This window comes from Streptomyces sp. NPDC049597, assembly GCF_040675505.1.
In the GTDB taxonomy this organism is placed as follows: Bacteria; Actinomycetota; Actinomycetes; order Streptomycetales; family Streptomycetaceae; genus Streptomyces.
The window spans coordinates 1-26,320 of the sequence record NZ_JBFAOY010000027.1 but is presented as its reverse complement, the minus strand read 5'-3'; the positions used below and the strand labels follow the sequence as shown (position 1 = coordinate 26,320).

The 26,320-nt window shown below is 70.8% G+C and carries 24 protein-coding genes, 1 rRNA gene and 1 riboswitch; of the genes, 7 read left to right on the top strand and 18 right to left on the bottom strand.

What is annotated here, in order from left to right:
• Complete coding sequence (locus AB0K02_RS26210; protein ID WP_365994969.1) at positions 1–684, top strand: pyridoxamine 5'-phosphate oxidase family protein; 684 nt, start codon at positions 1–3, stop codon at positions 682–684.
• Between the two features lie 51 nt (positions 685–735).
• On the opposite strand, the gene AB0K02_RS26205 is transcribed toward AB0K02_RS26210, so the two are convergent.
• From AB0K02_RS26205 to AB0K02_RS26195, 3 genes are all read right to left on the bottom strand, one after another.
• Entirely contained in the window at positions 736–1,716 is a 981-nt protein-coding gene (locus AB0K02_RS26205) for a DMT family transporter (protein WP_365994968.1), read from the bottom strand.
• Between the two features lie 162 nt (positions 1,717–1,878).
• Positions 1,879–2,877 (bottom strand): EamA family transporter, encoded by a 999-nt coding sequence (locus AB0K02_RS26200; RefSeq protein ID WP_365994967.1) that lies wholly within the window; start codon positions 2,875–2,877, stop codon positions 1,879–1,881.
• Positions 2,878–2,908: 31 nt separating this feature from the next.
• Positions 2,909–3,448 (bottom strand): Clp protease N-terminal domain-containing protein, encoded by a 540-nt coding sequence (locus tag AB0K02_RS26195; RefSeq protein ID WP_365994966.1) that lies wholly within the window; start codon positions 3,446–3,448, stop codon positions 2,909–2,911.
• A 248-nt stretch (positions 3,449–3,696) separates the two neighbouring features.
• Between AB0K02_RS26195 and AB0K02_RS26190 the strand changes: the two genes are divergently transcribed.
• Positions 3,697–4,125, top strand: a complete 429-nt coding sequence (locus tag AB0K02_RS26190) for an SRPBCC family protein (protein WP_365994965.1) — start codon at positions 3,697–3,699, stop codon at positions 4,123–4,125.
• 51 nt (positions 4,126–4,176) lie between these two features.
• Here AB0K02_RS26190 and AB0K02_RS26185 read toward each other — a convergent pair whose 3' ends face one another.
• Entirely contained in the window at positions 4,177–4,791 is a 615-nt protein-coding gene (locus AB0K02_RS26185; protein ID WP_365994964.1) for a PadR family transcriptional regulator, read from the bottom strand.
• 138 nt (positions 4,792–4,929) lie between these two features.
• Between AB0K02_RS26185 and AB0K02_RS26180 the strand changes: the two genes are divergently transcribed.
• Positions 4,930–5,751 carry a PhzF family phenazine biosynthesis isomerase gene (locus AB0K02_RS26180; protein ID WP_365994963.1) on the top strand — a complete coding sequence of 274 codons (822 nt, stop codon included), beginning with the start codon at positions 4,930–4,932 and terminating at the stop codon, positions 5,749–5,751.
• A gap of 42 nt (positions 5,752–5,793) precedes the next feature.
• Here the strand turns inward: AB0K02_RS26180 and AB0K02_RS26175 are convergent, their stop codons facing one another.
• A complete protein-coding gene (locus AB0K02_RS26175; protein ID WP_365994962.1) occupies positions 5,794–6,591 on the bottom strand; it encodes a type II CAAX endopeptidase family protein in 798 nt (265 codons plus the stop codon).
• Between the two features lie 184 nt (positions 6,592–6,775).
• Here AB0K02_RS26175 and AB0K02_RS26170 point away from each other — a divergent pair, with 184 nt between their 5' ends.
• On the top strand, positions 6,776–8,569 hold the full coding sequence (locus AB0K02_RS26170; RefSeq protein ID WP_365994961.1) for a substrate-binding domain-containing protein: 1,794 nt from the start codon (positions 6,776–6,778) through the stop codon (positions 8,567–8,569).
• Positions 8,570–8,581: 12 nt separating this feature from the next.
• Here AB0K02_RS26170 and AB0K02_RS26165 read toward each other — a convergent pair whose 3' ends face one another.
• Positions 8,582–10,093, bottom strand: a complete 1,512-nt coding sequence (locus AB0K02_RS26165; RefSeq protein WP_365994960.1) for a glutamate-cysteine ligase family protein — start codon at positions 10,091–10,093, stop codon at positions 8,582–8,584.
• Positions 10,094–10,583: 490 nt separating this feature from the next.
• Here AB0K02_RS26165 and AB0K02_RS26160 point away from each other — a divergent pair, with 490 nt between their 5' ends.
• Positions 10,584–11,174 (top strand): hypothetical protein, encoded by a 591-nt coding sequence (locus AB0K02_RS26160; protein ID WP_365994959.1) that lies wholly within the window; start codon positions 10,584–10,586, stop codon positions 11,172–11,174.
• Between the two features lie 300 nt (positions 11,175–11,474).
• Positions 11,475–11,681 carry a DUF5999 family protein gene (locus AB0K02_RS26155; RefSeq protein WP_365994958.1) on the top strand — a complete coding sequence of 69 codons (207 nt, stop codon included), beginning with the start codon at positions 11,475–11,477 and terminating at the stop codon, positions 11,679–11,681.
• 71 nt (positions 11,682–11,752) lie between these two features.
• Here AB0K02_RS26155 and gcvP read toward each other — a convergent pair whose 3' ends face one another.
• On the bottom strand, positions 11,753–14,638 hold the full coding sequence (gcvP, locus tag AB0K02_RS26150; RefSeq protein WP_365994957.1) for an aminomethyl-transferring glycine dehydrogenase: 2,886 nt from the start codon (positions 14,636–14,638) through the stop codon (positions 11,753–11,755).
• Between the two features lie 181 nt (positions 14,639–14,819).
• A riboswitch (glycine riboswitch) is annotated at positions 14,820–14,917 on the bottom strand.
• A 101-nt stretch (positions 14,918–15,018) separates the two neighbouring features.
• On the opposite strand from gcvP, the gene AB0K02_RS26145 reads away from it, so the two are divergent.
• Entirely contained in the window at positions 15,019–15,411 is a 393-nt protein-coding gene (locus AB0K02_RS26145) for a PRC-barrel domain-containing protein (RefSeq protein WP_365995033.1), read from the top strand.
• Between the two features lie 241 nt (positions 15,412–15,652).
• Here AB0K02_RS26145 and AB0K02_RS26140 read toward each other — a convergent pair whose 3' ends face one another.
• The 11 genes from AB0K02_RS26140 to rrf form a co-directional block, all read right to left on the bottom strand.
• Positions 15,653–17,272, bottom strand: a complete 1,620-nt coding sequence (locus AB0K02_RS26140; protein WP_365994956.1) for a DNA polymerase IV — start codon at positions 17,270–17,272, stop codon at positions 15,653–15,655.
• A gap of 88 nt (positions 17,273–17,360) precedes the next feature.
• The gene (locus tag AB0K02_RS26135; protein WP_365994955.1) at positions 17,361–17,906 is read right to left on the bottom strand and encodes a MerR family transcriptional regulator; all 546 of its coding nucleotides are present in this window, start codon (positions 17,904–17,906) and stop codon (positions 17,361–17,363) included.
• Between the two features lie 236 nt (positions 17,907–18,142).
• Positions 18,143–18,616, bottom strand: coding sequence for a bifunctional nuclease family protein (locus tag AB0K02_RS26130; RefSeq protein WP_177152903.1), 474 nt, complete (start codon positions 18,614–18,616; stop codon positions 18,143–18,145).
• Between the two features lie 53 nt (positions 18,617–18,669).
• A complete protein-coding gene (locus AB0K02_RS26125; RefSeq protein WP_365994954.1) occupies positions 18,670–19,413 on the bottom strand; it encodes a MerR family transcriptional regulator in 744 nt (247 codons plus the stop codon).
• A gap of 44 nt (positions 19,414–19,457) precedes the next feature.
• Positions 19,458–20,420: an FHA domain-containing protein gene (locus tag AB0K02_RS26120; protein ID WP_365995032.1), complete on the bottom strand. Its 963-nt coding sequence runs from the start codon at positions 20,418–20,420 to the stop codon at positions 19,458–19,460.
• A gap of 61 nt (positions 20,421–20,481) precedes the next feature.
• The gene (locus AB0K02_RS26115) at positions 20,482–21,318 is read right to left on the bottom strand and encodes a DUF881 domain-containing protein (protein ID WP_365995031.1); all 837 of its coding nucleotides are present in this window, start codon (positions 21,316–21,318) and stop codon (positions 20,482–20,484) included.
• Between the two features lie 5 nt (positions 21,319–21,323).
• A complete protein-coding gene (locus AB0K02_RS26110; RefSeq protein ID WP_010469069.1) occupies positions 21,324–21,656 on the bottom strand; it encodes a small basic family protein in 333 nt (110 codons plus the stop codon).
• A complete protein-coding gene (locus AB0K02_RS26105) occupies positions 21,653–22,579 on the bottom strand; it encodes a DUF881 domain-containing protein (protein WP_365994953.1) in 927 nt (308 codons plus the stop codon). The genes AB0K02_RS26110 and AB0K02_RS26105 overlap by 4 nt, the downstream gene beginning before the upstream one ends.
• Positions 22,580–22,677: 98 nt before the next feature.
• Positions 22,678–25,173 carry a mannose-1-phosphate guanyltransferase gene (locus AB0K02_RS26100; protein WP_365994952.1) on the bottom strand — a complete coding sequence of 832 codons (2,496 nt, stop codon included), beginning with the start codon at positions 25,171–25,173 and terminating at the stop codon, positions 22,678–22,680.
• Between the two features lie 109 nt (positions 25,174–25,282).
• The gene (locus AB0K02_RS26095) at positions 25,283–25,891 is read right to left on the bottom strand and encodes a CDP-alcohol phosphatidyltransferase family protein (RefSeq protein ID WP_365994951.1); all 609 of its coding nucleotides are present in this window, start codon (positions 25,889–25,891) and stop codon (positions 25,283–25,285) included.
• 159 nt (positions 25,892–26,050) lie between these two features.
• Positions 26,051–26,167 (bottom strand): 5S ribosomal RNA (gene rrf, locus AB0K02_RS26090).
• Positions 26,168–26,320: the final 153 nt, after the last annotated feature.

Genomic DNA, 26,320 nt, shown 5'->3' with positions numbered 1-26,320 from the left:
ATGTCGCACACCGCCGAGCCGGACACCGCCCCCGCGTACGAGCCGACCGGCCGCACGGTTCCCACGCGGGGCCGGGACCGGGCCTCGTACGACCGCGAGCTCGTCCACTCGATACTCGACAGCGGCTACGTCTGCCACCTCGGCTTCGTCCGGGACGGCGCGCCGGTCGTGCTCCCGACGCTGTACGCGCGCGTCGGCGAGACGCTGTACGTCCACGGTTCGACCGGTTCGCGGCCGCTGCGGATGGCGGGCCAGGAGGACCCGGGCCTGGACGTGTGCCTGACGGTCACCCACATCGACGGCCTGGTGCTGGCCCGCTCCGCCTTCCACCACTCCGTCAACTACCGGTCGGCGGTGATCCACGGCACGGCGTACCAGGTCACCGACGAGGACGAGAAGCGCATGGCCCTCGACGCCCTGGTCGACCACGTGGTCGCGGGCCGCTCCGCGGACTCGCGGCCGGCGAACGCCAAGGAGCTGGCGGCGACGGCCGTGATCCGTGTCGACCTCGCCGAGGTGTCCGCCAAGTCCCGCGCGGGCGGCCCGAACGACGAGCCCGAGGACATGGCGCTCCCGCACTGGGCCGGTGTCCTCCCGGTGGCTCCGGTGTACGGCGCACCCGTCCCGTCGGCGGACCTCGCGGAGTCGGTGGCCCTGCCGGACTACCTGACCGCGCTCGGCTGACCCGCACGGCACGGCGGGAGGGGGCGGGGCCGGGCCGCCCCGCCCCGCCGCTCACACCGTGGCCATCGCCCGCCTGCGGACGGCGGCGACGCGCGCCTCGGCCACCGCGAGCCCGGCCACGGCGGTCAGCAGGAGCAGGGTGCCGACGACCGTCGCCGCCGTCAGGCGCTCGCCGAGCAGTGTCACCGCGATGACGGCCGCGCTGACCGGCTCCAGCAGCATGATCACGGAGACGGTGGCGGCGCGGACCACGGCCGCGCCCGCGAAGTACAGCGCGTACGCGAGCGCCGTGGGAACGGCGGCGACGTAGACGAGCAGCCACACCACGCGGACGGGGTCCGCGGTGTGCGGCAGCAGCCCCTCGGCGAACGCCATGGGCAGCAGGCCGGCCGCGCCGATCGCGAACGCCCACGCCGTCGTCGACAGCGAGTCGCCGCCTCCGCCCTCCCGGCCCAGCCACCGGGTCAGCAGGGTGATCGCCGCGTACCCGGCGGCGGCCAGCACGGCCAGCGCGACGCCGACGGGCCGTACCGTGCCGCCCTCGCCGCCGAGCACCAGCACGCCGAGCCCGGTGAGCGCGCCGGCCACCGCGAGCGTGCCGCCGCGCCCGAGGCGCTCGCCCATGGTGAGCCGGGCGCCGACGGCGATGAGAACGGGGCCGGCGCCGAGCGTGACGACCGTGCCCACGGCGAGACCGGTCGCCTCCACGGCTGCGAAGTACGCGCTCTGGAAGAGGGTCAGGCCGACACCGGTACCGACGATGCGCAGGTATTTCCGCCCGCGGGACTCGGCGACGGCACCGCGCACGGGGGCCGCCGCACGCCTGCGGGCACGTACGGCCAGGACGCCGAGGAGCAGCAGGAGTCCGCCCGCGCAGCGCCAGAAGGACAGGGAGAGAGGACCGAGGTCGCTCACCGCGAAGACGAGGGAGGCCGCCGCGCCGGCGGTGCCCCAGGCGACGCCGGCGAAGACGAGATAGACGAGGCTCCGTCCGACGGGAACGCCGATGGGAGCTGCTGAGGAATTCGACACGTGACTTCTCCGTGTGGAGGACAGGGGATGGGGTCGCTCGGCTCCGTCACGCGGGCAGCGGCGAACCGCTCGGGAGCACCCCGAGCCCGGTCCTCGTCGGGAAACGGCCGCCCGCGCTAAGCGGCAGGCGGCGGAAGTACGGTCGAATGCATGATCGCCACATTACGGCGCAGGGTGTCCTGCGGACAACTCCTCGACGTGCCCGCCGCCGCGGACGGCGTCCCGTCCGCCCTCGGCGACCGGCCCCGACGGCGCCTTGGGCGCCTGCGACTGGGCGATGAACGCACCGATCAGCACCACGGCGCCGCCGGCGATCTGCGGGGCGGACAGGTGCTCGCCGAGCAGCACCCACGCCAGTACGGTCGCGATGACCGCCTCCAGGCAGGCCACGACACCGGCCACCTGCGGGGAGAGCATGCGGACCGAGACGACGCCCGTGACGTAGGCGAGCACGGTCGCGATCAGCACGATCCAGCCGAGCAGCAGCGCCGCGGGCACCTGGGTGCCGTTCATGCCTGCGCTGCCCGCCAGCAGTGACCAGTCCATGCCCCAGGGCCTGGTGACGAGGGTGAGCACGGCCGCGCCGATGAGGAGGCCGTAGGCGATGACGCCGAGCGGGTCGGGCGCGTCGTCGCTGTCGCCGCCCTGGTCGGACAGGACGAAGTAGCCGACCTGGCAGCAGGCCGCGCCGAGCGCGAGCAGCAGACCGAGGGCGTCGAAGCTCAGCCCGGCCCAGACCTCCACGACGCAGGCCAGTCCCGCGGCCGCGAGGACGACGCCCACGACCGCGGCGCGGGTGACCGGACGCCGCTGCACGAAGCGGACCCAGCCGAGCACGAGGGCCGGCGCCAGGTACTCGATGAGGAGCGCGACGCCCACGGGAATGCGGGAGATCGCCGCGAAGTAACAGGCCTGCACGCCCGCGACGGCCAGCAGGCCGAAGCCGGCGAGCAGCGCCGGCCTGCGCAGCACGAGGGCGCGATGACGCCAGGCCAGCGGCAGCATGACGAGGGCGGAGCCCGCCACCCGCAGCCACACCACATGAAGCGGGTCGAGCCCCGCCTCGATCAGCGGCTTGGCCGCGACTCCTGACCCACCGAACGCGAAGGCCGACCCGAGGGCGATGCCCAGGCCGGCGCTTCTTCCCGAAGACGTGCGCATCGGGCCATCATGTCAGCGCGCGTCAGGACCGTCACCCCCGTGACGCATGTCGAGACGCTGCCGCGATCCGCTGGCCGACCTGCACCGGGTCGATGCCCGCACGGCGCAGGACCTCGACCGCGCGGCACTCGGGATCGATGACGACGAGGGCGAGCACGTCGATGCCCCGGGCCCGCAGATCGCCGCGCATCTGCGCCCGGGCCAGGGCGCCCGTCATGACGGCTCCGGCCGACGGAGACCAGCCGGGCACGGCGGCCGCCTGCGCCGGGCGGCGCGCCCCGGAGTCCTCGACCGACCCCTGCCAGCGCAGCCCGTAGCCGATGGTGCGCTGCACGAGGTAGCCCAGGACGCGGGCGACCTGCGCCCCGTCACCGACCGCCGTGCGCGCCTCCGCGTCCGACTCCAGCAGCGAGTGCAGCAGATGGGCCGTGTCGATCTGCCGGTCACCGTCGCGCACCGCCCTGCGGCGCGCGCCCGCGACCACGGAGGCCGGCTCGACAGTGAGCGAGGCCTCGATCTCGCAACGGGCGGTGGCGGGCTGCGGAGGCACCCGCGGCATGGGGCTTTGCACAGGTCCCACCTCATCAGGAGCCGACGGCCGGAGCGTCCCCGCCGGGGAGCATGTGCGCATCCCACGGAGGTCGGGCACCCCCTGCCCGTTTCTCCTCCTTACGGATGAGATCGCGACAACCGCCCCTCCGGCGGCGCGCCGCCTCGTCCCGGCCGGGCAACCCGATCTGACGATCCGTCAGTCTTGAATGTTCACGCCCCCGGAGCTACGTTCCGCGGCACCGTAACCCGACTGGAAGGGGTGGCCGCATGGCCGAGGTCAGCGCGGAGGCACGTATCGAGGCGCCGACGGCGAAGGTCTGGGCCCAGCTGACGGACTTCGCCTCGTACGGCCGCTGGAACGCCACGCACACCAGCTTCCCGAGGGGCGGCCCCGAACCGCTGGAGAGGGGGGCCACGTTCACCGAGAACATGAAGCTGATGGGCTTCCCCGCGGAGGTGACCTGGACGGTCGAGGAGCTGGAGACGGAACGCGTGCTCGCCATCAGGGGCAAGGGGCCGATGTCCGTCGACGTCGGCACCCGCTACGAACTCGTCCCGGACGGCTCGGCGACGACGGTGCGCATCGACGGCGAGTTCACGGGCGCGGCGGTCTCCCTGATGGCCGGCAAGCTGAGGGACTCGGCCACGGCGGCGCTCAACGAGTCGCTGCGCAAACTGGGCGGACTGGTCGCCTGAGCACGTGCGAGGGGCCCCGCGGCGCGGGGCCCCTCGATGCCGGCGGGCGGCTCAGTGCTCGTCGGCGAGGATCAGGTAGAGCTTCTTGCGGGCATCGTTGATGACCGCCACGGCCTTCTGCCGCTGCTCGGCGCTGCCCGTCTTCCAGACCTGGCCGAACGCCTCCATCAGCCCGAAGCCGGCCTGGCGGATCTCGTTGACCGTGTCCCAGTCGACGCCGCGCCCGACCTGCTCCCACGGGGCCTCGGGCCCCGTCTCGGCCTCGGCGCGGCCGGAGTCCGTGAGCGTGAACAGCTTCTTGCCGCCCTCGCTCTCGGAGACGATCAGCCCCTCGTCCTCGAGCAGCTGGAGCGTCGGGTAGACCGAGCCGGGGCTGGGCCTCCACGCCCCGCCGCTGCGCTCGCCGATCTCCTGGATCATCTCGTAGCCGTGCATCGGCCGGTCCCTGAGCAGCGCCAGGATCGAGGCGCGCACATCACCGCGCCGCGCCCTCCCCCGGCCGCCGCCGCGCCCGCGTCCGCCACCGAAGGGTCCGCCGAACGGAGGCCCCCAGGGCCCGAACGCCGCGCGCCGGCCCTCCCATTCACCCCGACCCTGATGGCCGGGCCCGCAGTGCCCACGACCTCGGCCGTGTTCGCCTTCCTGACCGTGTCCATGTGAACGCATCGCTACGCTCCTTCCATCGTTGACCTGTCGCGATGCTTCAACGATATATCGATAACTGGCGCATGGCAATGCCCGTCAGGTCCAGCTCTGTCGGATTGGCCTTGGCCTGCGGCTTTACGCGGGCTCTACGGTCACGGCATGCGGATTCGAATCGTCGACGCCTTCACCGACCGTCCCTTCGCCGGCAACCCCGCCGGAGTCCTGCTGCTCGACTCCGGCGGATTCCCCGACGACGCATGGCTCCAGGACGTGGCCGAGGAGGTGAATCTCTCCGAGACCGCCTTCGCCCACCCGCTGCCCGGCGGGGGCGAGGCCGACTGGGCGCTGCGCTGGTTCACGCCGGTCGCCGAGGTCGACATGTGCGGACACGCCACCCTCGCCACCGCCCACGTCCTGCACAGCACCGGCACCGCGAGCGGCACCGTGCGCTTCAGCGCACGCTGCGGCATCCTGACCGCGACCGCCCACGAGGACGGAGCCATCACGCTCGACTTCCCCACCGCGCCGCTCACCCCCGTCCCCGTTCCCGACGGCGTCGCCAAGGCACTCGGCGCCGAGGTCCTGTCCGCACACGACACCGGCGAACACGTCGGCGACCTGCTGGTGGAGCTGTCCGACGAGGCGACGGTCCGCTCCCTGACCCCGGACTTCGCGGCCCTGGTGACGCACTCCGGGCGGGGCGTCATCGCGACCGCGGCCGCCGCGGACCCGTCGGCGGGATACGACTTCGTGTCGCGCGGCTTCTTCCCCCGCCTCGGCATCGACGAGGACCCGGTCACGGGCAGCGCGCACACCGCGCTCGCACCGTTCTGGTCCGCACGCAAGGGCCGCGACGAACTGACCGGCTTGCAGGCGTCCGCCCGTTCCGGCCTGGTCCGCACCGCGCTCCGCGGCGAGCGCACACTGCTCACCGGCCGTGCCGTGACCGTCATCGACGGGGAGCTGCTGACGGCGCCCTGACCCGACGCGGGGGCGTGCGGCCGGTGCCGTACGCCCCCCGGGTCAGCAGCTCTCGCTGCCTGTCGGCGTGGGCAGCCAGCACACGTGGCCGGCCAGCAGCCCGTAGCCCACGAACGCCACGATGTCGAGCAGCGCGTGGGCCACCACCAAAGGCCCGACCCGGCCCCAGCGGCGGTACAGGAGCACGAAGACCACACCCATCACCATGTTGCCGACGAACCCGCCGACCCCCTGGTAGAGGTGGTACGAGCCGCGCAGCAGCGAACTCGCCACCAGCGCCGCCGTCGGCGTCCATCCCAACTGCCCGAGCCGGCGCAGCAGATAGCCGACGACGATCACTTCCTCCAAAACGGAGTTCTGGATCGCCGACAGGACCAGCACCGGGTACTTCCACCAGACGTCCGGCAGCGATTCCGGTACGACGGTGAGATTGAACCCGGCCGCGCGCGCCACGAGGTAGAAGGCCAGTCCGGCGCTTCCGATACCCGCCGCCACGAGTGCGCCCCTGCCCAGGTCCGACCACGGGCGGCTCCGGTCGAAGCCGATCGCCCCGAGTCCGGCACGCTCCCGGAGCAGGAAGTGCGCGACGAGCAGCACGGGCACCAGAGCGGTGGTGATGCCGAAGAGCTGCCAGGCGAGATCGAGCCACGGCCGCCCCGGTGCGGCCGACTGGTTCAGCATCGCGGCCTGGTCCTTGAGCCCCCCTGGCTTCGTCAGCGATCCGACGAAGCTGATCAGGGACGAGACCGCGCTCGCGCCCAGCGACAGCGCGAGGACCAGCACCGTCTCGGACCGCAAGATCTTCCGCGACGCGCCCTCGTGGGGAAGAGATCCGGTCACGCCTCCGGGCTCCGCCTGCACAACTGCCTCCAGTTCGCCAATCCCGTCTCGTCCCCGTCCCCGCCCCGCTAATGTCTCGAATGCAGGTACGAAGATCGCGCGCGACAGGCCGGGGGACACACGTCATCACGATGACGCGGTCCCCTTTTTCCTTGCACACCGGCACAAGGAGGGGCACCACCGCATGGGACACCACAGCTTGCCCGACGCCGAGGCGACGGAGGGAGGCAGGTCCCGTCCACGCGTGCGCCGTCGTACGACCGTCGTCGCCACCGCTCTCGTGCTCGGCGTCGCAGCCGGGAGCGGGGCGGCCGTGCAGAGCGGGCTGCTCTCCTTCGCGGGTTCCTGCCGGGACTCCGCCGTCAGGATCGATGTGGCCGCGTCCCCGGACATCGCCCCCGTGGTCGAGGAGATCGCCGCACGGGCCCGCGACGAGGGCATCAGGTCCGACGGCCAGTGCATGGACGTGCACGTCGTCTCCCGCGAGAACCACGAGGTGGCGGACCTGCTCGCGACGGGGTCGAACAGCCCCGACTACGAGGTCTGGCTTCCGGACTCCGAGGTCTGGGCCGAACGCGTCCGCAGCACAGGCGACGGCGTACCGCTCACGCCCGCCGGCAACGTCGCCCGCACACCCGTGACCCTGGCCACCGTGCCGTCGGCCGGCGCACAACTGGGCTGGCCGCACAAGACGTACACCTGGTCCGAGCTCACGGACGCCGCGACGGCGACGGACGACGTCCGCCTCGGCTCGGCCGATCCGGCCCGCAGCGCCACCGGGCTGCTCGCGCTCACGAGCGTGTCCCGCTCCGCGCAGCGAACGGACCCGGAGGCGGACACCGGCGTCGCGGCGACGGCCAGGCTGCTGTCCCAGCGGGTGTCGGCCACGGACACGGAGGCCGCGAGCACCCTGGCACGAGCGGACGCGGGCGAGGCCGCCGGCGATCCGGCCCGCAACCAGGCCGTGTTCCTCACGGAGCAGGCCGCCTTCGCGTACAACGCGTCGGCCGGCGAAGGCATCCCCGACCTGCGGCTGTTCTATCCCGAGGACGGCAGCCCGATGCTGGACTACCCCTACGAACTCGTCGACGAGACCGACCTGTCCACTGACGAGAGCCGGGCTGCCACCCGCTTCATGGCGCTGCTGGACGAGCCGCGCTCGCGCACGGCGCTCGCGCGGCAGGGGTTCCGGGTGCCGGACAGGCCCGCGGACGCGGGGCTGGTCCGCGCGGCGGGCGGCCGGGCTCCGCAGCCGTTCGCGGCCGAGGGCACGGCGGCCGAGCCCCTCCCGGCGGACGCGGTCCAGCAGACGCTCGGCATGTGGACCATCACCGTGCAGAGCGCCCGGCTCACGACGGTCGTCGACGTCTCGGGGTCGATGCAGACGCCGGTGCCGGGGCGGGGCGGCCGGACCCGGATCGACGTCACCAGGGCGGCACTGCAGAAGGCGCTCGACCAGTTCACGTCCAAGGACGAGATGGGGCTGTGGGAGTTCGCGACGGGGCTCGACGGCCCGAACGACTACCGCGAGGTCGTGCCCACGGACCCGCTCGGTCCGGCGGGAAGGCCGGGCACACAGCGCGCCCGGCTCTCCGAGGCCTTCGCCGGCCTCGCCGCCGTCCCCAACGGGGCGACCGGCCTGTACGACACCACGCTCGCGGTCTACAGGAAGGCCCAGGACACGTATGTGAAGGACAAGTTCAACGCGCTCGTGGTGCTCACCGACGGCTCGAACCAGGACCGGTTCAGCATCACGCGCAGCAACCTGGTCTCCGAGCTGAACCAGCTGAGCAATCCCAACACCCCGGTCCCCATGATCGCCATCGCCATCGGCGCGGAGGCGGACCTGCAGGAGCTGGACGAGATCGCCAGGGCGACGGGCGGCATGGGCTACGAGGTCAGCGACCCCGCGGACATCACGGCGGTGATCCTCAAGGCGATCATGGCAGTGGCGCAGAAGGACGGCACGGCCGACTGACGCCGGGCAGGCTCACGAGCCCGCGCCGGGGAATCCCACCGGCCAGGTGTGCACCGGCTCCCCCGCGCGCATCAGCTCGCAGTAGCGGCGCGTGGTCGCCGCGAGCGCCGCGTCCCGTTCGAGTCCGGCCTCCAGTGCCCGGTGGAAGGTGTCCGCCTGCCACGAGGCGCCGTTCGTGCGCCGCCTGCACCGTTCCTCGATGATGCCGAGGTACCGGTCGCGGTCGGCGGGCTCGATGTTCCACGCGTCGAGACCGGCCGCGGCGAGCGGGAGCAGTTCGTCGCGCACGAGCTTGGTGACGGGCACGCGGGTGACGCCTCCGCCGCGGCCGGGGCGCGGCCACAGCAGTTCGGCGTCGATGCCGTGCCGGCAGGCGGCCTCGAAGTTCTCATGGGCGGCCGCGAAGGGCAGCCGGGTCCACACGGGCCGCGTCTCCTCGGCCAGTGCCCGCACCAGTCCGTAGTAGAAGGCCGCGTTCGCGACGACGTCGGCGACGGTGGGGCCGGCGGGCAGGACGCGGTTCTCCACACGCAGGTGCGGCACGCCGTCGACGACGGCGTACACCGGCCTGTTCCACCGGTACACGGTGCCGTTGTGCAGGACGAGCTCCTGGAGACGGGGGACCCCGCCGTCGTCGAGCACCCGCAGGGGGTCCTCGTCGTCGCAGATCGGCAGCAACGCGGGGAAATAGCGCAGGTTCTCCTCGAAGAGGTCGTACGCGGAGTTCACCCAGCGCTCGCCGAACCACGTGCGCGGCCGCACTCCCTGCGCCTGGAGTTCGGGCGGACGGGTGTCGGTGGCCTGCTGGAACAGCGGCGGCCGCGACTCGCGCCACAGCTCCCTGCCGAACAGGAAGGGCGAGTTGGCGCCGACGGCGACCTGGACGGCCGCGACAGCCTGCGCCGCGTTCCACACATCGGCGAACCGGGCGGGTGTCACCTGCAGGTGCAGCTGGACCGACGTGCAGGCCGATTCCGGGGCTATCGACGACGAGGTGCAGGTCAGCCTCTCGACGCCCTCGATGTCGAGCGTGAACTCCTCGCCCCGTGCGGCGACGATCTGATCGTTGAGCAGGGTGTAGCGGTCGACGTCGGAGAGATTGGCGGAGATGAGATCCTGCTGCCGCAAGGTGGGCAGAATTCCGATCATCACCAGCCCGGAGCCCACTTCAGCGGCCCTGCGGTCGGCATATCCCAGACCGGTCCGCAACTCCTCTGCCAACTGATCGAAAACGTGCCCGTCCAGCCGGTGCGGGACGATGTTCACTTCCAGATTGAACATTCCCAGTTCGGTCTGGAAATCAGGACTCGAGATGCGGGAGAGTACTTCCGCATTCATCATCCTCGGCACCCCGTCCGCATCCGCGAGATTCAGCTCTATCTCCAGCCCCATGAGATTCCTGGGCCGGTCGAACCTCTTCTCCGCCAGCAGCCGCCCCAGTCCCGCGAGGCACTGCTGGAGCTTGCGCCGGTACCGTTGACGATCGGACAGGTCGAACCCGCCTGCCACGATCTTCTCCCCCATCGAAGCGTCCCTCCTCGAGTGGGCAGCCACGCAGCGTGGGCCGCTCGCGTCACGGACGATAATGCCCAGACTCTTTGATCCGTAACGCCCGCGCGGCAGGTCCGCTCCGGATAGGCTGGAGCAGGTACGCACGGGGCACATTCACCGGGCACTTCCCGCGGTGTGTTGCGACGGTCACTTTCCGGATCCGGGCCGGGGCAGAAACACCGTACGGATTCGGCCTACCACGCCGCGAAGGAAACCGCAGGCCACGTCCCCGCTCCCCGGAGAACACGCCGGAAACCCACGCCCGGACGGTCCGGTATTCACCTTGCGAAAAATCTTCGCGACGGCTAGCGGAAACAATCAATGAACACGGGTCGTATAAACTCTGCGGATGGGCCGGGATTCGGCGCCAGGTGGTCTTTCCGGCCCCGCGCGGCCCGTACGCCGACAGTGCCGTCTGCATCTCCCCGCATCACCGTGTCTCTTGAGTGAGAGGCGACCCATCATGCCGCTGCATGTTCCCCCGGCCCCCGCGCCCGCCCTGCGCAGCGTTCTCGCAGCACTCGGTTCCCCCACGGCCGTCCGTGAGGCGCCGACCCCCGCTCTGCGGTCCGTCCAGGGACCTCTGAGCCCCGAACTGCCGCTTCCGGTCCACGTCCTGGACCGTGTCGTCCCGACCGCCGGGGCCCCGTACACCCGGCTCACCGGCTGGCGTTTCCTGATCCGCAACGGCGATCGCGCGGTCGCCGCGGCGGACACCAGGCTGACGCCGAACGGCTGGGCCTTCTCCCACTTCTTCGAGGGGCCCTATCTCGGTTCCACGGAACGTGCGCTGCGCCAGGCAGAGGCGATGGGAGGACCTTTCCAGCCGCGGCTGCTGTCCGTACCGGAGCTGTACATGCTCACGCTCTGGCTGCACCGCGACATCAAGGCCGACGCGTCCGCCGGCACTCCTCAGCCGACCGACGTTCTGGTGCCGCTGGCACCGGCCCCGCCCGGCATCGCGGCTCACCGGCCGCACCAGGTCGCCGATCTACTGCCCGTGCTGACCCTGCGGCTGACACCGCAGCCCCTGCTCGACTCACCGGCCGCCTGACCCGGCACGCCTCCCGTACGCCCCGCGACCGGCCGGTCGCGGGGCGTACTGCTGAGCAGCGCATGGCCCGGCCGGACTAGCCCTGCCGGGTCACTGCGAACCACCCGAAAGGACAGGCGGGTTGTGCTGAACCGCTCGCGCGGGTGATGCGTCATGAATCAGTAGGAAGAGCTGCTGTGAAATCCCTGCGGAACGACGCCCGTGGGGGAACACTGGGACCGACCGACAGATACGGGGGCGGCCATGAACAGCTCATCGAGCCGCAGGACATTCACCACATCGCAGCGAAAGAACCCATCCATGTGCCAGCACAAGCCAGCCTGCCCCACGCCCGACTCAGCCGACCGGGAGGCGGCACGCCTGGTGGCGCACCACCCGGAGCAGGGCTGGAGCCTCCTGTGCAACGGTGTGCTCCTCTTCGAGGACACCGGCGAACTGCTGCCCGACGGGCAGATCATCGCCCCGCACCGGCCGAGTGAGACCGGCCAGGTGATGACGGCCGCCTAGCCGGTCACCGACACGAACAGGGGCCGGCCGGAGAGTCCTCCGTACCGGCCCCGATCCATGTGCGCGGGACGTCAGTTGTCGTACTCGTCCAGCGGCGGGCAGGAGCAGACCAGGTTGCGGTCGCCGAATGCGCCGTCGATACGGCGGACCGGCGGCCAGTACTTGTCCGCAGCGCTCACACCCGCCGGGAAGACCGCCTCGTCACGGCTGTAGGCGTGGTTCCACTCGCCACCGAGCGCCGCCGCGGTGTGCGGGGCGTTGCACAGCGGGTTGTCGTCCGCGGGCCACTGGCCCGACGCCACCTTCTCGATCTCGGCACGGATCGCGATCATCGTGTCGCAGAAGCGGTCGAGCTCGGCCAGGTCCTCGCTCTCCGTCGGCTCGATCATCAGCGTGCCGGCCACCGGGAACGACATGGTCGGCGCGTGGAAGCCGTAGTCGATCAGACGCTTGGCGATGTCGTCGACGCTCACACCGGTCGCCTTGGACAGCGGCCGCAGGTCCACGATGCACTCGTGGGCGACCAGACCCGCGGGGCCCGTGTACAGCACCGGGTAGTGCGGCTCCAGGCGCCTGGCGATGTAGTTCGCCGCGAGAACGGCCACCTGCGTGGCCCGCTTGAGACCCTCGCCGCCCATCAGACGGACGTAGGCCCAGGAGATGGGCAGGATGCCCGCCGAGCCCCACGGGGCGGCCGAGATCGGGCCGACGCCGGTCTCGGGGCCCGCGGACGGCTGCAGCGGGTGGTTCGGCAGGTACGGCGCGAGGTGCGCCCGCACGCCGACCGGGCCGACGCCCGGACCACCGCCGCCGTGCGGGATGCAGAAGGTCTTGTGCAGGTTCAGGTGCGAGACGTCGCCGCCGAACCTGCCCGGCTTGGCGAGGCCGACCAGTGCGTTGAGGTTGGCGCCGTCCACGTAGACCTGGCCACCCGCGTCGTGCACCTGGGCGCAGATGTCGGCCACGTGCTCCTCGAACACGCCGTGCGTCGACGGGTAGGTGATCATCAGCACGGAGAGCTGGTCGCGGTACTGCTCGATCTTGGCGCGCAGGTCCTCGACGTCCACCTCGCCGTCGTCGGCGGTCTTCACGACGACGACCTTCATGCCGGCCATCACGGCGCTGGCGGCGTTGGTGCCGTGCGCGGAGGACGGGATCAGGCACACGGTGCGCTGCTCGTCGCCGTTGGCGCGGTGGTACGCGCGCACGGCGAGCAGACCGGCCAGCTCGCCCTGGGACCCGGCGTTGGGCTGGATCGAGACCTTGTCGTAGCCGGTGACCTCGGCGAGACGCTCCTCCAGCTCGTGGATGAGCGTCAGGTAGCCCTCGGCCTGCTCGACGGGCGCGAAGGGGTGGATCTGGCCGAACTCCGGCCAGGTGACCGGCTCCATCTCCGTCGTCGCGTTCAGCTTCATCGTGCAGGAGCCGAGCGGGATCATGCCGCGGTCCAGCGCGTAGTCGCGGTCGGCGAGCCTGCGCAGGTAGCGCAGCATCGCGGTCTCGGAGCGGTGCTGGTGGAAGACCGGGTGGGTCAGGTAGGCGTCGGAGCGCAGCAGCGCGGCCGGCAGGCCGTCGGTGCTCGCCGCGTCCAGCGCCTCGACGTCGCCCTGGACCCCGAAGGCGGACCACACGGCCGTCAGCTGGTCACGGCCGGTGGTCTCGTCACAGGCGACGGAGACGTGGTCGGCGTCCACGAGGTGCAGGTTGACGCCGCCCTCACGCGCGGCCGCGACGACGTCGGCGGCCTTGCCGGGCACGCGCAGCGTGAGCGTGTCGAAGAAGGTGCCGTGCACGACCTCGACGCCGCCGGCCCGCAGCCCGTCGGCCAGGACGGTGGCGTAGCGGTGGGTGCGCTCCGCGATGGCGCGCAGACCGTCGGGGCCGTGGTAGACGGCGTACATGCCCGCCATGACGGCGAGCAGCACCTGAGCGGTGCAGATGTTGCTGGTGGCCTTCTCACGGCGGATGTGCTGCTCACGGGTCTGGAGCGCGAGCCGGTAGGCCTTGTTGCCGTCCGCGTCCACGGAGACGCCGACGAGGCGCCCGGGCAGGCTGCGGGCGAACGTGTCGCGCACCGCCATGTAGCCCGCGTGCGGGCCGCCGAAGCCCATCGGGACGCCGAAGCGCTGGGTCGTGCCGACGGCGATGTCCGCGCCGAGCGCGCCGGGCGAGGTCAGCAGGGTGAGCGCCAGCAGGTCGGCGGCGACGGTGACGATCGCGCCGATCCCGTGCGCCTGCTCGATGACCGGCTTCAGGTCCCGTACGGCACCGGAGGCGCCCGGGTACTGGAGCAGCACGCCGAAGACGCCGCGCTCGGCGATCTCGGCGGGGATGCCCTCGCTGAGGTCGGCGGTGACGACCTCGACGCCGGTGGGCTCGGCGCGGGTCTCGATCACGGCGATGGTCTGCGGCAGGACGTCGGCGTCGACGAGGAAGACGCCGTTCTTGACCTTGCCGACCCGGCGGGCGAGCGACATGGCCTCGGCGGCCGCGGTGCCCTCGTCCAGCAGGGAGGCGCCGGAGGTGGGCAGGCCGGTGAGGTCGGCGACGACGGTCTGGAAGTTCAGGAGGGCCTCGAGCCGTCCCTGGGAGATCTCCGGCTGGTAGGGCGTGTAGGCGGTGTACCAGGCCGGGTTCTCCATGACGTTGCGCAGGATGACCGGCGGCGTGAAGGTGCCGTAGTAGCCGAGGCCGATCATGGGCGCGAGCACCTGGTTGCGGTCGGCGAGCGAACGCAGCTCGGCGAGGACGTCGGCCTCGGTGCGGGCGTCGGGGAGGTTCAGCGCCTCGGCGCTCTTGATCACATCCGGCACCGCCGCGGCGGTCAGCTCGTCGAGCGATCCGTACCCCACCTGCGCGAGCATCTTCGCCTGGGCAGCGGCGTCGGGGCCGATGTGTCGCTGCTCGAAGGGTGTGCCTCGCTCCAGCTGGGAGAGCGGAATGCGGTTGGTGGTCATGTGGGAGGCCTCCTGGTCTTATGCGACCTGCGAGGGGCACCGCGGCGCGGATGCCCGGACGGCCTCCCCCTCTGTCATCTCGAACCTGAGAGCTTCACCGGGCGCCATGGCTCGACGCGCCGGCTTTCACCGTCGGTGAGAGCGGATGCCGTCCGACGCCCGCCCTGCTTTCCAGAGTGACCTCGTCCGTGCGGTACAGGGGCCTGAGAGATTCCGGGGAGGATTTGCTCCTTCGGCGCCGCCGGTGGGATCACCGGTGGACTCTCCCGCACAGGGTCAACAGCCGATTGCCAGGGTACCAGCGCGTTCCTATGACGAACCTTCAAGTGGCCGTCACCCGAGATGTGCACTTTTGTAGTGACTGTAGAGCAGTGCGACCCATTGGAGGGACCGTGCAGACCGATATCGATCCGCGCAGCCTCATAGGCCGTAAGGCGTTCGACCGCGACGGCCACAAGATCGGCACCGTCGACGAGGTCTACCTGGACGACGCCACGGGCGAGCCCGAGTGGGCCGCCGTACGCACGGGACTGTTCAGCCGGGACGCCTTCGTGCCCCTGGAGCCGAGCGAAGTCGTCGACAACGCACTCCACGTCCCCTACGAGCGCGCCCTGATCAAGGACGCACCCGACTTCGGTGTCGGCCGCCATCTCTCCCCGGAGCAGGAGCTTCAGCTCTACCACCACTACGGACTCGACCTCTCCGCTCCTCCGACGCCTGCCCCGTCCGCCGGTGACCGCTCCTTCGGCAAGGTCACGGGCCAGGAGGACTGAACGCCGCCTCCCCTCCCACCTGCGCCCTCTCCGGGCCTGCCACGAGCCGCGACATCCCGCATCGACGCCGTGCCGCCGTGACCCGTCAGGAGCACCGGCACCGGTACCTCCCGAAGCCCCCTCAGCCCCCCGCCGGGCAGCCCGCGAGCCATGGCACTCCTACGCGAGCGCCCGCACCGCCCTGCCCGGTGAGTGCCCTCCGCTCCCGGGGAGCCCCGCGATCCGCGGAGCTCCCCGGCCGTCACGCGCTCGGCGCGACCGGGTGCTCGTCGCCGCCCCGACCTGACGCGCTCCCCTCCGCCGGTCCCGGGGAAGGCTCACCCGGTGCCTCAGGCCCCGGCCGAGCGATCACGTGAAGGGGCCCACCGCCCGCCCCACCCGAATCGGCCGCGTCTCTTCCGGGCCCCTCGGCCCCCGCCTCCCCCGAGGCGACCGCCTCCGGCTCCCCCGGGGCAGCCGTCTCCTCCCCCGACGCCTCGGTCCGCGAAGAGACCGCCGGTACCAGCGGCAGCGGGTCCGACGGCTGGAGGTCCTCGTCGTCCACACGGAACGTGCGCACCCGGCCCGGCGGCGACCCCGGCTCCTCGAAGCGCACGGTCACGCGCCCCACGCCACTGCCCTGCACCCAGCCCGCCCCGTACACGGCATGCCGGACGTCCTGCCCTGCGGACCAGTGCCGAGCGGAGGGCCCGGCCGGCCCGGGCTCCACCGGCGCCTCCTCGCGCTCGGCCCCTTCCGGCGGCTCACCGGCCTCGCCCGACGACGCGGCCGAGGCCGCGGCCTCCTCGGCCGCGGCCTGCGCGAAAAGGTCCTCCTGCGTGTAGTCGGCCAGCCCCGTGACCCCGACCCCGAGCAGCCGGACGCCGCCCGTGGTGTCCACGGACTCCAGCAGGCGGCCTGCGGCCTCGCGCACCACGGCCGGGTCGTCGGTCGGCCCCCTGAGCGTCTCCGAGCGCGTGAGCGTGGAGAAGTCGTAGCGCCGGACCTTGAGGACGATCGTCCGGCCGGAGTGCCTGCCCGCCCGCAGCCGCTGCACACAGCGCTCGGCGAGCCGCTCCACCTCGATCCGCACCCGCACCCGGTCGTGCAGGTCCACGTCGAAGGTGTCCTCCACCGACACCGACTTCGCGTCCCGCTCGGCGACCACGGGCCGGTCGTCGTGCCCGAGCGCCATCCGGAACAGCGCGGTGCCGTGTGCCCTGCCCAGCAGGCGTACGAGCTCGTCCTCGCCCGCCTCCGCGAGGTCGGCGACCGTGGTCATCCCCGCCCGTCGGAGATGTTCGCCCGTGGCGGGACCGACGCCGGGCAGTGTCCGCACGGACAGGGGCCCGAGCAGCTCTCTTTCGGAGCCGGGCTCTATGAGGACGAGTCCGTCCGGCTTCGCCTGCTCGGAGGCGATCTTGGCCAGCATCTTGGAGCCGGCCAGGCCGACGGACGCGGTCAGCCCCGTCACCGCCCGGATGTCGGCCCGCAGCCGCTCTCCCGTCGCACGGGCCGAGGCCGAGTCGTCGGCGGCACCGCCGGCCTCCAGGTCGACGAAGGCCTCGTCCAGGCTGAGCGGCTCCATGAGCGGCGACAGCCGCCCCAGCAGCTCCATGACCTGCTCGCTGACCGAGCGGTAGAGGGTGAATCGGGGCACGAGGTACGCCGCGTTCGGTGCGAGCCGTCTGGCCTGCGCCATCGGCATCGCCGAGTGCACGCCGAAACGCCTCGCCTCGTACGACGCGGTGGCGACCACTCCGCGCGGCCCCAGCCCCCCGACCACCACGGCCTTCCCGCGCAACGAAGGCTTCGCCGCCTGCTCGGCGGCGGCGTAGAAGGCATCCATGTCCAGATGCAGGATCGTCGGCGCGGATCTCACACCATCGATGCTGCCCTACGCCACTGACAACGTCGCCGCACGAGCAGCGCGACGACGCCTGTCCGTCCCGGTCCGCCGGACCGCCGCATCACCCCGCGCGGTCGCGCCTGCGCCTCGCCAGCTCGTCGGCGGGGTTGTTGCCGATCAGGGTCTCGCCCGTGTCGACGCGTTCTCCGTGCAACTGCGACAGGGCCGTCTCGACGTCCCGCCACACGACGCCCACCGCGATCCCGAAGACGCCCTGACCGCCCTGGAGCAGGTCGACGACCTCGTCGGGCGACGAGCACTCGTACACCGTCGCCCCGTCGCTCATCAGCGTCATCCGCTCGAGGTCGCGAAAGCCCCGGGCACGCAGATGCTGGACGGCGGCGCGGATGTTCTGCAGCGCGACGCCGGTGTCCAGGAACCGCTTCACGATCTTGAGGACGACCACGTCCCGGAAGCTGTAGAGCCGCTGGGTGCCGGATCCGTACGCCGGCCGCACGCTCGGCTCCACCAGGCCCGTACGCGCCCAGTAGTCGAGCTGCCGATAGGTGATCCCCGCCGCCGCGCACGCGGTCGGTCCGCGGTATCCGATGGTGTCCGCCGAGGGATCGGCCGCGCTGTCGTGCAGCGGATACGGCCCGCCTTCCACCGGACTGATTCCGGGGCCGCCCCCAGCCGTACTGTCGCCGCTGCTTCTCACGCCGACCTCCGTCCTTGACCTGCCACCTCGAAGGTAGGGAGTCACCAGGGGTGCGTCAACGATCGCCACACTCGGCACGCCGAGTGATAATCACCCTGAGAGTGGTTTCTCGTGCCCCGATCCGGGGAAAGGCTACTCGAATGCGCCGATGCCGTACGGTCGGGTGCTCACCGCCCGTGACGGCCTCACTGGCTGCTGGAACCGAAGTCCTCGGGCGAGATCTGGTCGAGGAACTCGCGGAACTTCTCCACCTCGTCCTCCTGCTCGTCCGGGATGGCGATCCCCGCGTCGTCGAGCACACCGTCACTGCCGTAGATCGGGGTCCCCGTGCGCAGGGCGAGCGCTATGGCGTCGGACGGCCTGGCGCTCACCTCGACACCGCTGGCGAAGACCAGTTCCGCGTAGAACACGCCCTCGCGCAGGTCGGTGATGCGGACCTCGGTGAGCTCCTGGCCCACCGCATCGAGGACGTCCTTGAACAGGTCGTGCGTCAAGGGTCTGGCGGGGGCCATCCCCTGCTGCGCGAAGGCGATCGCGGTCGCCTCCCCCGGTCCGATCCAGATGGGGAGGTACCGATCGCCTCCCACTTCACGCAGGAGCACGATCGGTTGGTTCGAGGGCATTTCGACCCGGACACCCACAACGTCGAGCTCGTTCACACAGCAACCCTAGGACGTGCGGACGAGGTTTGGGTAGTCGGGCTGGGCCAAGATCAGTGGAGCCGCACTCCGAGAGCGCTCTGGACCAGGGCAGCGTGCAGTCTCACGGACAGCGCGGCCAGCTCTCTCGTGGTGGCCTCCGCATGCGCTCTCGTCTGCGGATTACGGTGTCTGCGCAGCGGTGCGACGATCTGTTCGACCAGCCCGGCGTCCCGGTCGGCGGACGCCTTCATCGCCCGCAGATGGCGCGGCTCGAGCCCGAATCTGCCGAGCTCGCAGACGAGCCTGGCCACCGTCACCGACTCGGCGTCGTAACCGCCGCTCGCGTCGGCCGTGAGCAGCCCGTACGACTCCCACTCGGCCAGATCCTCCTCGGCCACCTCGGCGGCGGCCAGGAGCTCGGCCCGGCCGAGCCGCCGGGCGGTACGGCGGCCGCTCTCGGCCCCCTCACCGCCCTCGAACAGCTCGCGCTGCGCCCCCTGGACGGGCAGCTGGATCTGCTCGCCCCGCTCGAGGGCGTCCAGCTGCTCACGGATGACCTTGAGGGGGAGGTAGTGGTCGCGCTGCATGCGCAGGACGAGGGCCAGGCGCTCGACGTCCTGGGCACTGAACTTGCGGTACCCGGACGGGGACCGGCTCGGCTCGACGAGCCCCTCGGCCTCCAGGAAACGGATCTTGGAGATCGTCACCTCGGGGAACTCGTCGCGCAGCCGAGCCAGCACCGCGCCGATGCTCATCAGCCGGTCGCCCGGGCCGGCAGCGCCGTGTCCGGCACCGCCCGTCGGTGTACGCAGCATGTACCTTCCCTGTGGGAGTCCCCCCGGCGGAGCGGGGGGAACGGTCACACGCCCCGCTGGCTCGCGTAGAACACCAGCCGGTACTTGCCGATCTGGACCTCGTCACCGTTCGCCAGGACCACCGAGTCGATCCGCTCGCGGTTCACGTACGTGCCGTTGAGGCTGCCGACGTCGGAGACGCTGAAACTGCCGTCCGGACCTCGGCGGAACTCCACATGGCGGCGCGAGACCGTCACGTCGTCGAGGAAGATGTCGCTCTGCGGGTGCCGCCCCGCGGTCGTCAGGTCGCCGTCCAGCAGGAAGCGGCTGCCCGAGTTCGGACCGCGGCGCACCACCAGGAGGGCGGAGCCGAGCGGCAGGGCGTCGACCGCCGCCTGAGCCTCGGGCGACAGCGAGGGCAGGGCGGTCTGCCCGGTGACCTCGGAGTCGTACGCCTCGATCCCGGAGATCGAGATGGTCGACGTCGTCTCGGAGGCGCGCTCGGCCGGAGCACCACCGCGAAGCGGCGCACCGCAGTTGGAGCAGAACCGACCGGCCTCGGTGTTCCGGTGGCCGCACCTCGTACAAACCGGCAGACCCGCCATGGAGGGATCCTCCTGCCGCGGTTGTCCCGCGTGGGGATTGGTCGCATACGGATCGGGGGCAAACCCTCCACCCGTACTTGAGGTTGATGGTTCCCCGAAACCTATGCGCCCGGCACCGGCAGGGTCAACAGACGACGCGCCCTGTCCGCCCGAATTGTCGCCACCGGCGACCTCGTCGCGGAACAGCGGCCGCTCGGCGCCCTGCTCCTCGCTCTGGCCGTGGCGCGGCGCGCGATGACGGGCGTTGCCGTCCTCACGTGCGCTCTTGCCGAACAACTTCCCAAACAACTTCACGGGCGTTTCCCCTTGACCGAAATAGACCCGCCCGTGGGGCAGGACGAACCCTGTACCAACACACCTGCCGACCCGGACATCTTCACAACGTCCGTGACCACCGGACAGTTTCCACCACGCACCGCTGATCCGGTGCGTCGCCCCCCTGCAATCCTCCGCCCTGCCCCGGCAGACCTCATGCTCCCCCGTTTCACTGCGATGACGACCGAGCGTAGTCAGGCCGCTCCGCCGGTCGCAAGGCGTCGACGATGATCTTCTCCGAACGCTCCACGGTCGCCGTGGCCTGCTCCTTCTCCAGCGTCTGCACCACACCACCGGGGATGTTCAGCGCGGGCTCCAGGTCCTGCGGCTTGCCGATGACCTTGAAGGTGTACGGCGGGCTGACGCGCTTGCCGTCGACCTCTATGTCGCCCGCCGTGCCGGAGAAGAACGTGTCCGCGACGACCCGGACCCCGTTGACCTGGATCGCCTCCGCGCCGGCGGCCCGCAGCTCCTGGATCGCGTCGAGGAGCATGTCGGGCTCCACCGTGCCCGCCGGATCCCCGATGGTCAGCGTGATGCCAGGACCCTGCGCGGCCACCGTGCCGGCGAGGATCCCGAGCTGCTGCTCCTTCTGGAGCGTCTGCTTGCGCGCCTCCTCGGCCTGGTCGGAGCTGTTCTCCAGCTCGGTGCGCTGGTCCTCCAGGCGCTGCTTCTCGTCCTCCAGGCGCTGCGACCGGTTGTCGAGCTCGTCGAGGATGCGCACCAGGTCCTCCTGGCGCGCCCCGCGCAACGCGCTCTCGTCGCTGTTCGAACGCACCTGGATGGCCAGGCCCAGACCGAGTACGAACAGCAGCAGCGCGACGATGAGTTGGGCGCGCGTCACCCGAGGCGGCCATACGGCGGCACTCAGCCGCTGCCGTCCCGTCTGCGAGGGACCCTCGTCCGCGGGCGACTCCGGCTGCTGCGCCGGCGGCGGGGCGAGCGGCGGCAGCGGCTCGCGCCTGGGCTCCGGCGAGCTGCGGTGGGGCTTCTCTTCGCTGTTCATGTTCGTCACGCCCGGAAGACATGCCGGCGGATCGCGGCGGCGTTGGAGAAGATCCGGATACCGAGGACGACGACCACGCCGGTGGACAACTGCGCACCGACGCCGAGCTTGTCGCCGAGAAAGACGATCAGAGCGGCCACCACCACGTTCGACAGGAAGGAGACGACGAAGACCTTGTCGACGAAGATCCCGTCGAGCATGGCCCGCAGACCGCCGAACACCGCGTCCAGGGCGGCGACGACCGCGATCGGAAGGTAAGGCTCGACTACCGCCGGCACCTCGGGCCGGATCAACAGTCCGACCACGACTCCGACGACGAGGCCCAGTACGGCGATCACGATGTGCCCTTCCCTGTGTCAGCCGTCCCCGGCCCACTGCCCCGGTCGGCGTCGGCGGTCATCGGCTCTGCTGTACGTACGATCAAGCTGGGGGCCGCGGGCAACCGCACCGACTGCTCGTCGGAAATGCTGGAGCGGATACCGAAGTTCTCCTTCAACGCGTGCAGGTACTGGCCGTCGGCACTGTCCTGGAACGCGGTGCTCAGCTTGTTCCCGTCCCCCACCGCGAGCACCGTGTACGGCGGCACCAGCGGCCTGTTGTCGACCAGTATGGCGTCGCCCGCCGCGCGGATCGCCGACAGGGCCGTCAGTCGCTGCCCGTTGATGGCCACGGCCTCGGCTCCCGACTCCCACAGCCCGTTGACGACGCGCTGCATGTCGCGGTCGCGGACCCGGCCCGTGTCGGAGAACCCGCTGCTCTCACGCGGCCCGTCACCGCCCTGGTCGGTGTCCTTCGCATCGTCCACGACGAGCTTCACGCCCGGCCCGGACACCTCGGTGGCGCCGGCCAGCAGACCCACGAGCGCGCCCTGGTCGCCGCCCTGGGTGTTGAGGGCCCTGCGCTGGCGCTCCTGGACGTCGTCGCGGAGCGCGTCGACGCTCTCCTCCAGCTCGTCCACGGACTGGGTCTGCGCCTGGACGCGGTCGATCAGCTCCTCGCGCTCCTTCGCCAGCACCGGCGCCGACACACGCGCCTCGGCGGCCCCCACGGTGACCACGGCGGCCGCCAGCACCAGGCCGGCGGCGAGCCCGAGCTTGGCGCGCAGCGTGCGGGGCAGACCCCCGCCCTCGGCCCGGCGCGCGGTCGCTTCCGCGTACCCGTCGTCGAGGCTGTGCTCCATCACGTTCGTCAGCAGCGACATCGACGCATCGGGACGCGCGGGCGGAGAACCTGTGCTCCGAACGGGGGGCTGCTGCGACATGCCGCACATCGTCGCATGTCGCAGCCGCTACCGCCGAATGGCCCCACCGGTGTGCCGGGCACCGCCCCGGAAAGGCGGGCGGCACACCGGCGGGTGCCTCACCGACCCGCGCTGTCCACGACCGACGCCCATTCGTCGAGCAGGGCCTGCGCCGAGGCGTCGTCGGGGCCCTCCGCCCACAGATGGGTGACCGCCTCGGCCGGGTCGGGCAGGACCATCACCCAGCGTCCGTCGGCCTCCACGACGCGCACCCCGTCCGTGGTGTCGACATGTCGATCGCCGGCGGCCTCGACGACCCGGCGCATCACCAGACCCTTGACGGCCCAGGGCGTGGCCAGATCCCGCTTGAGCACGTGCGCCCGCGGGATCCGGGCATCGATCTGGCTCAGCGTGAGCTGCGTACGGGCCACCAGCCCCACGAGCCGCACGAACGCGGCAGCCCCGTCGAAGACACTGCTGAACTCCGGCACGATGAAGCCGCCGCGGCCGTCACCGCCGAAGATCGTGGTCTCCTCCCGGCCCACACGGGTCAGGTCGTCCGGCGACGTCGTCGTCCACTCCACCTGGGTCCCGTGGTACGCCGCGACCTGCTCGGCGATCCTCGTGGTGGTCACCGGCAGGGCGACCCGGCCGCTGCGCCGCTCGGCGGCCACGAGGTCCAGCAGGACCAGCAGCGCCCGGTCGTCCTCGACGATCCGCCCGCGCTCGTCGACGAGGGACAGCCGCTCACCGACGGGGTCGAAGCGGACACCGAACGCGGCCCTCGCCGAGGCGACGATCTCACCGAGCCGCACCAACCCCGATCTGCGGGCGTCCGCGGACTCGGTCGGCCGGGACTCGTCCAGACCCGGGTTGATCGTCAACGCGTCGACACCGAGGCGGCCGAGGAGGCTCGGCAGAACGAGGCCGGCGCTGCCGTTGGACGCGTCGATGACCACCTTGAGCCCGGACTCGGCGATCCCCGACGTGTCCACGTTGCGCAGCAGGGAGCCCGTGTACGAGTCGAACACGCTCGACGGGAAGTGCAGGTCACCGATCTCGCCGGGGAACGCACGACGGTACTCCTGGCGCGCGTACACCCGGTCCAGCTTCCGCTGGCCGCCCTGGGACAGGTCGGCTCCGCGCTCGTCGAAGAACATGATGTCGACGGAGTCCGGCACGCCCGGGGACGTGCGGATCATGATGCCGCCGGCACTGCCCCTGGCCGTCTGCTGCCGCGCCACGGGCAACGGCACGTTCTCCAGGTCCCGGACGTCGATGGCGCTGGCCTGGAGCGCGGAGATGACCGCCCGCTTCAGGGCACGGGCACCACGGGAGTGGTCACGGGCCGTGGTGACGGTGGCGCCCTTCTTGAGCGTCGTCGCGTACGCCCCGGCGAGGCGCACCGCGAGCTCCGGGGTGATCTCCACGTTCAGGATGCCGGTGACGCCCCTGGCGCCGAACAGATGCGCCTGCCCGCGGGACTCCCAGATGACCGAGGTGTTGACGAACGCGCCGGCCTCGATGGTCTTGAACGGATAGACCCGCACATTGCCCTGGACGATCGATTCTTCACCCACCAGGCATTCGTCACCGATCACCGCGCCGTCCTCGATGCGCGCGGCGCGCATGACGTCGGTGTTCTTGCCGATGACGCAGCCTCGCAGGTTGGCCTGCTGCCCGATGTAGACGTTGTCGTGGACCACGGCCTTGTGGAGGAACGCCCCGGACTTCACGACGACGTTGGAGCCCACGACGGTGTGCTCGCGGATCTCGGCTCCGGCTTCGACCTTGGCGTAGTCGCCGATGTACAGAGGCCCCCGCAGCACCGCGTCGGGATGCACCTCGGCTCCTTCGGCGACCCACACGCCGGGAGAGATCTCGAACCCGTCGAGCTCGACGTCGACCTTCCGCTCGAGAACGTCGGCCTGCGCCTTCACATAGCTCTCGTGCGTGCCGACATCCTCCCAGTAGCCCTCGGCGACATAGCCGTAGATCGGCTTGCCTTCCTTCATGAGCTGCGGGAAGACGTCTCCCGACCAGTCCACGGGCACATCGGCCTCGACGTAGTCGAAGACCTCGGGCTCCATGACGTAGATGCCCGTGTTCACGGTGTCCGAGAAGACCTGCCCCCACGTCGGCTTCTCGAGGAACCGCTCGACCTTTCCCTCCTCGTCGACGATGGTGATGCCGAATTCCAGAGGGTTGGGCACCCGTGTCAGACAGACGGTGACAAGGGCACCCTTCGCCTTGTGGAAGGAAATCAGATCGGTGAGATCGAAATCGGTGAGGGCGTCACCGGAAATGACGAGGAACGCATCATCCTTCAGCGCTTCCTCGGCATTCTTCACACTCCCCGCGGTGCCGAGTGGCTTCTCCTCGTTGGCATAGGTGAGCTCCATTCCGAGCTCTTCGCCGTCACCGAAGTAGTTCCTGACGAGTGAGGCGAGAAACTGCACGGTAACGACGGTCTCGGTGAGCCCGTGCCGCTTGAGCAGCCGCAGCACGTGCTCCATGATCGGCCGGTTGGCCACCGGCAGGAGCGGCTTGGGCATGCTCGAGGTCATGGGGCGAAGTCGCGTTCCTTCGCCACCAGCCATCACGACGGCCTTCATGTCGGAAGCGTCCTCCTTGAAGAGATGACGGTCCAGCCGACTTCACCCGCGCAACAACCTTCAGGTGCATCCACGGCCGGCGACACTGCCGGTCACCGTGTCCTCGGGGTCAATCGGCCTCTGCGTCCGCCTTGACGAGTCGGCGGACCTGAACCACATAGAGGATCCCTGCCCACCAATAGAGAGTTGTACCCCATCCGGCGAACGCCCATCCGAAAATCGCAGCCAGTGACGCAAGCCATCCCGTTCCGTCACTCAGGAGCAGCAAGGGGAAGGCATACATGAGGTTGAAGGTGGCCGCCTTGCCCAGGAAGTTCACCTGCGGCGGCGGATAACCGTGCCTGCGAAGGATGTACACCATCACCAGCAGCATCAGTTCCCGAGCGAGAAGTGCAGCACTCAACCAGATCGGGAGAATCTCGCGCCAGGTCAGGCCCACGAGAGTGGACAGGATGTAGAGCCGGTCGGCGGCGGGATCGAGGATGCGGCCCAGGCTGCTGATCTGGTTCCACCGGCGGGCGAGCTTCCCGTCGAGATAGTCGCTCACTCCGCTCAGCATCAGAACCAGCAATGCCCAGCCGTCGCTCTTGGGCCCGCCGAACTCGGGGCGAAGAATCAGCCACAGGAAGAGCGGCACCCCGACCAGCCGCGCCATGCTGAGGATGTTGGGGATGGTGAGCACCCGCTCCGTCTGGACGCGGGTCTCCTGGACCTCCACCCGGGGGCCTCCTGTGGGAAACGTACCAACGATGCTCCCCGACCTTACCGGCAGTCGCTCCGGCTCTGAGCACAGGGGTCGGACCCGGACCTGGTCTGCGCAGGACCGTGAACGCAGGAAAGCCCCGGAACTGTGTTCCGGGGCTTTCCCACAATGATTGTTCGGCGGCGTCCTACTCTCCCACAGGGTCCCCCCTGCAGTACCATCGGCGCTGAAAGGCTTAGCTTCCGGGTTCGGAATGTAACCGGGCGTTTCCCTAACGCAATGACCACCGAAACTCTATGAAGATGTCCGAACTACCAGCCGGCAAGGCGAGTTCGTTACTTCAGAACTGACACAGTGGACGCGAGCAACTGAGGACAAGCCCTCGGCCTATTAGTACCGGTCAACTCCACCAGTTACCTGGCTTCCATATCCGGCCTATCAACC

What these genes read in the sequence shown, in the direction of transcription:
- AB0K02_RS26210 (WP_365994969.1), top strand. Translation starts at nt 1, where the DNA reads ATGTCGCACACCGCCGAGCCGGACACCGCCCCCGCGTACGAGCCGACC.
- AB0K02_RS26200 (WP_365994967.1), bottom strand. Translation starts at nt 2,877, where the DNA reads ATGCGCACGTCTTCGGGAAGAAGCGCCGGCCTGGGCATCGCCCTCGGG.
- AB0K02_RS26190 (WP_365994965.1), top strand. Translation starts at nt 3,697, where the DNA reads ATGGCCGAGGTCAGCGCGGAGGCACGTATCGAGGCGCCGACGGCGAAG.
- AB0K02_RS26185 (WP_365994964.1), bottom strand. Translation starts at nt 4,791, where the DNA reads ATGCGTTCACATGGACACGGTCAGGAAGGCGAACACGGCCGAGGTCGT.
- AB0K02_RS26180 (WP_365994963.1), top strand. Translation starts at nt 4,930, where the DNA reads ATGCGGATTCGAATCGTCGACGCCTTCACCGACCGTCCCTTCGCCGGC.
- AB0K02_RS26170 (WP_365994961.1), top strand. Translation starts at nt 6,776, where the DNA reads ATGGGACACCACAGCTTGCCCGACGCCGAGGCGACGGAGGGAGGCAGG.
- AB0K02_RS26165 (WP_365994960.1), bottom strand. Translation starts at nt 10,093, where the DNA reads ATGGGGGAGAAGATCGTGGCAGGCGGGTTCGACCTGTCCGATCGTCAA.
- AB0K02_RS26160 (WP_365994959.1), top strand. Translation starts at nt 10,584, where the DNA reads ATGCCGCTGCATGTTCCCCCGGCCCCCGCGCCCGCCCTGCGCAGCGTT.
- AB0K02_RS26155 (WP_365994958.1), top strand. Translation starts at nt 11,475, where the DNA reads ATGTGCCAGCACAAGCCAGCCTGCCCCACGCCCGACTCAGCCGACCGG.
- gcvP (WP_365994957.1), bottom strand. Translation starts at nt 14,638, where the DNA reads ATGACCACCAACCGCATTCCGCTCTCCCAGCTGGAGCGAGGCACACCC.
- AB0K02_RS26125 (WP_365994954.1), bottom strand. Translation starts at nt 19,413, where the DNA reads ATGCTGCGTACACCGACGGGCGGTGCCGGACACGGCGCTGCCGGCCCG.
- AB0K02_RS26115 (WP_365995031.1), bottom strand. Translation starts at nt 21,318, where the DNA reads ATGAACAGCGAAGAGAAGCCCCACCGCAGCTCGCCGGAGCCCAGGCGC.
- AB0K02_RS26105 (WP_365994953.1), bottom strand. Translation starts at nt 22,579, where the DNA reads ATGTCGCAGCAGCCCCCCGTTCGGAGCACAGGTTCTCCGCCCGCGCGT.
- AB0K02_RS26100 (WP_365994952.1), bottom strand. Translation starts at nt 25,173, where the DNA reads ATGAAGGCCGTCGTGATGGCTGGTGGCGAAGGAACGCGACTTCGCCCC.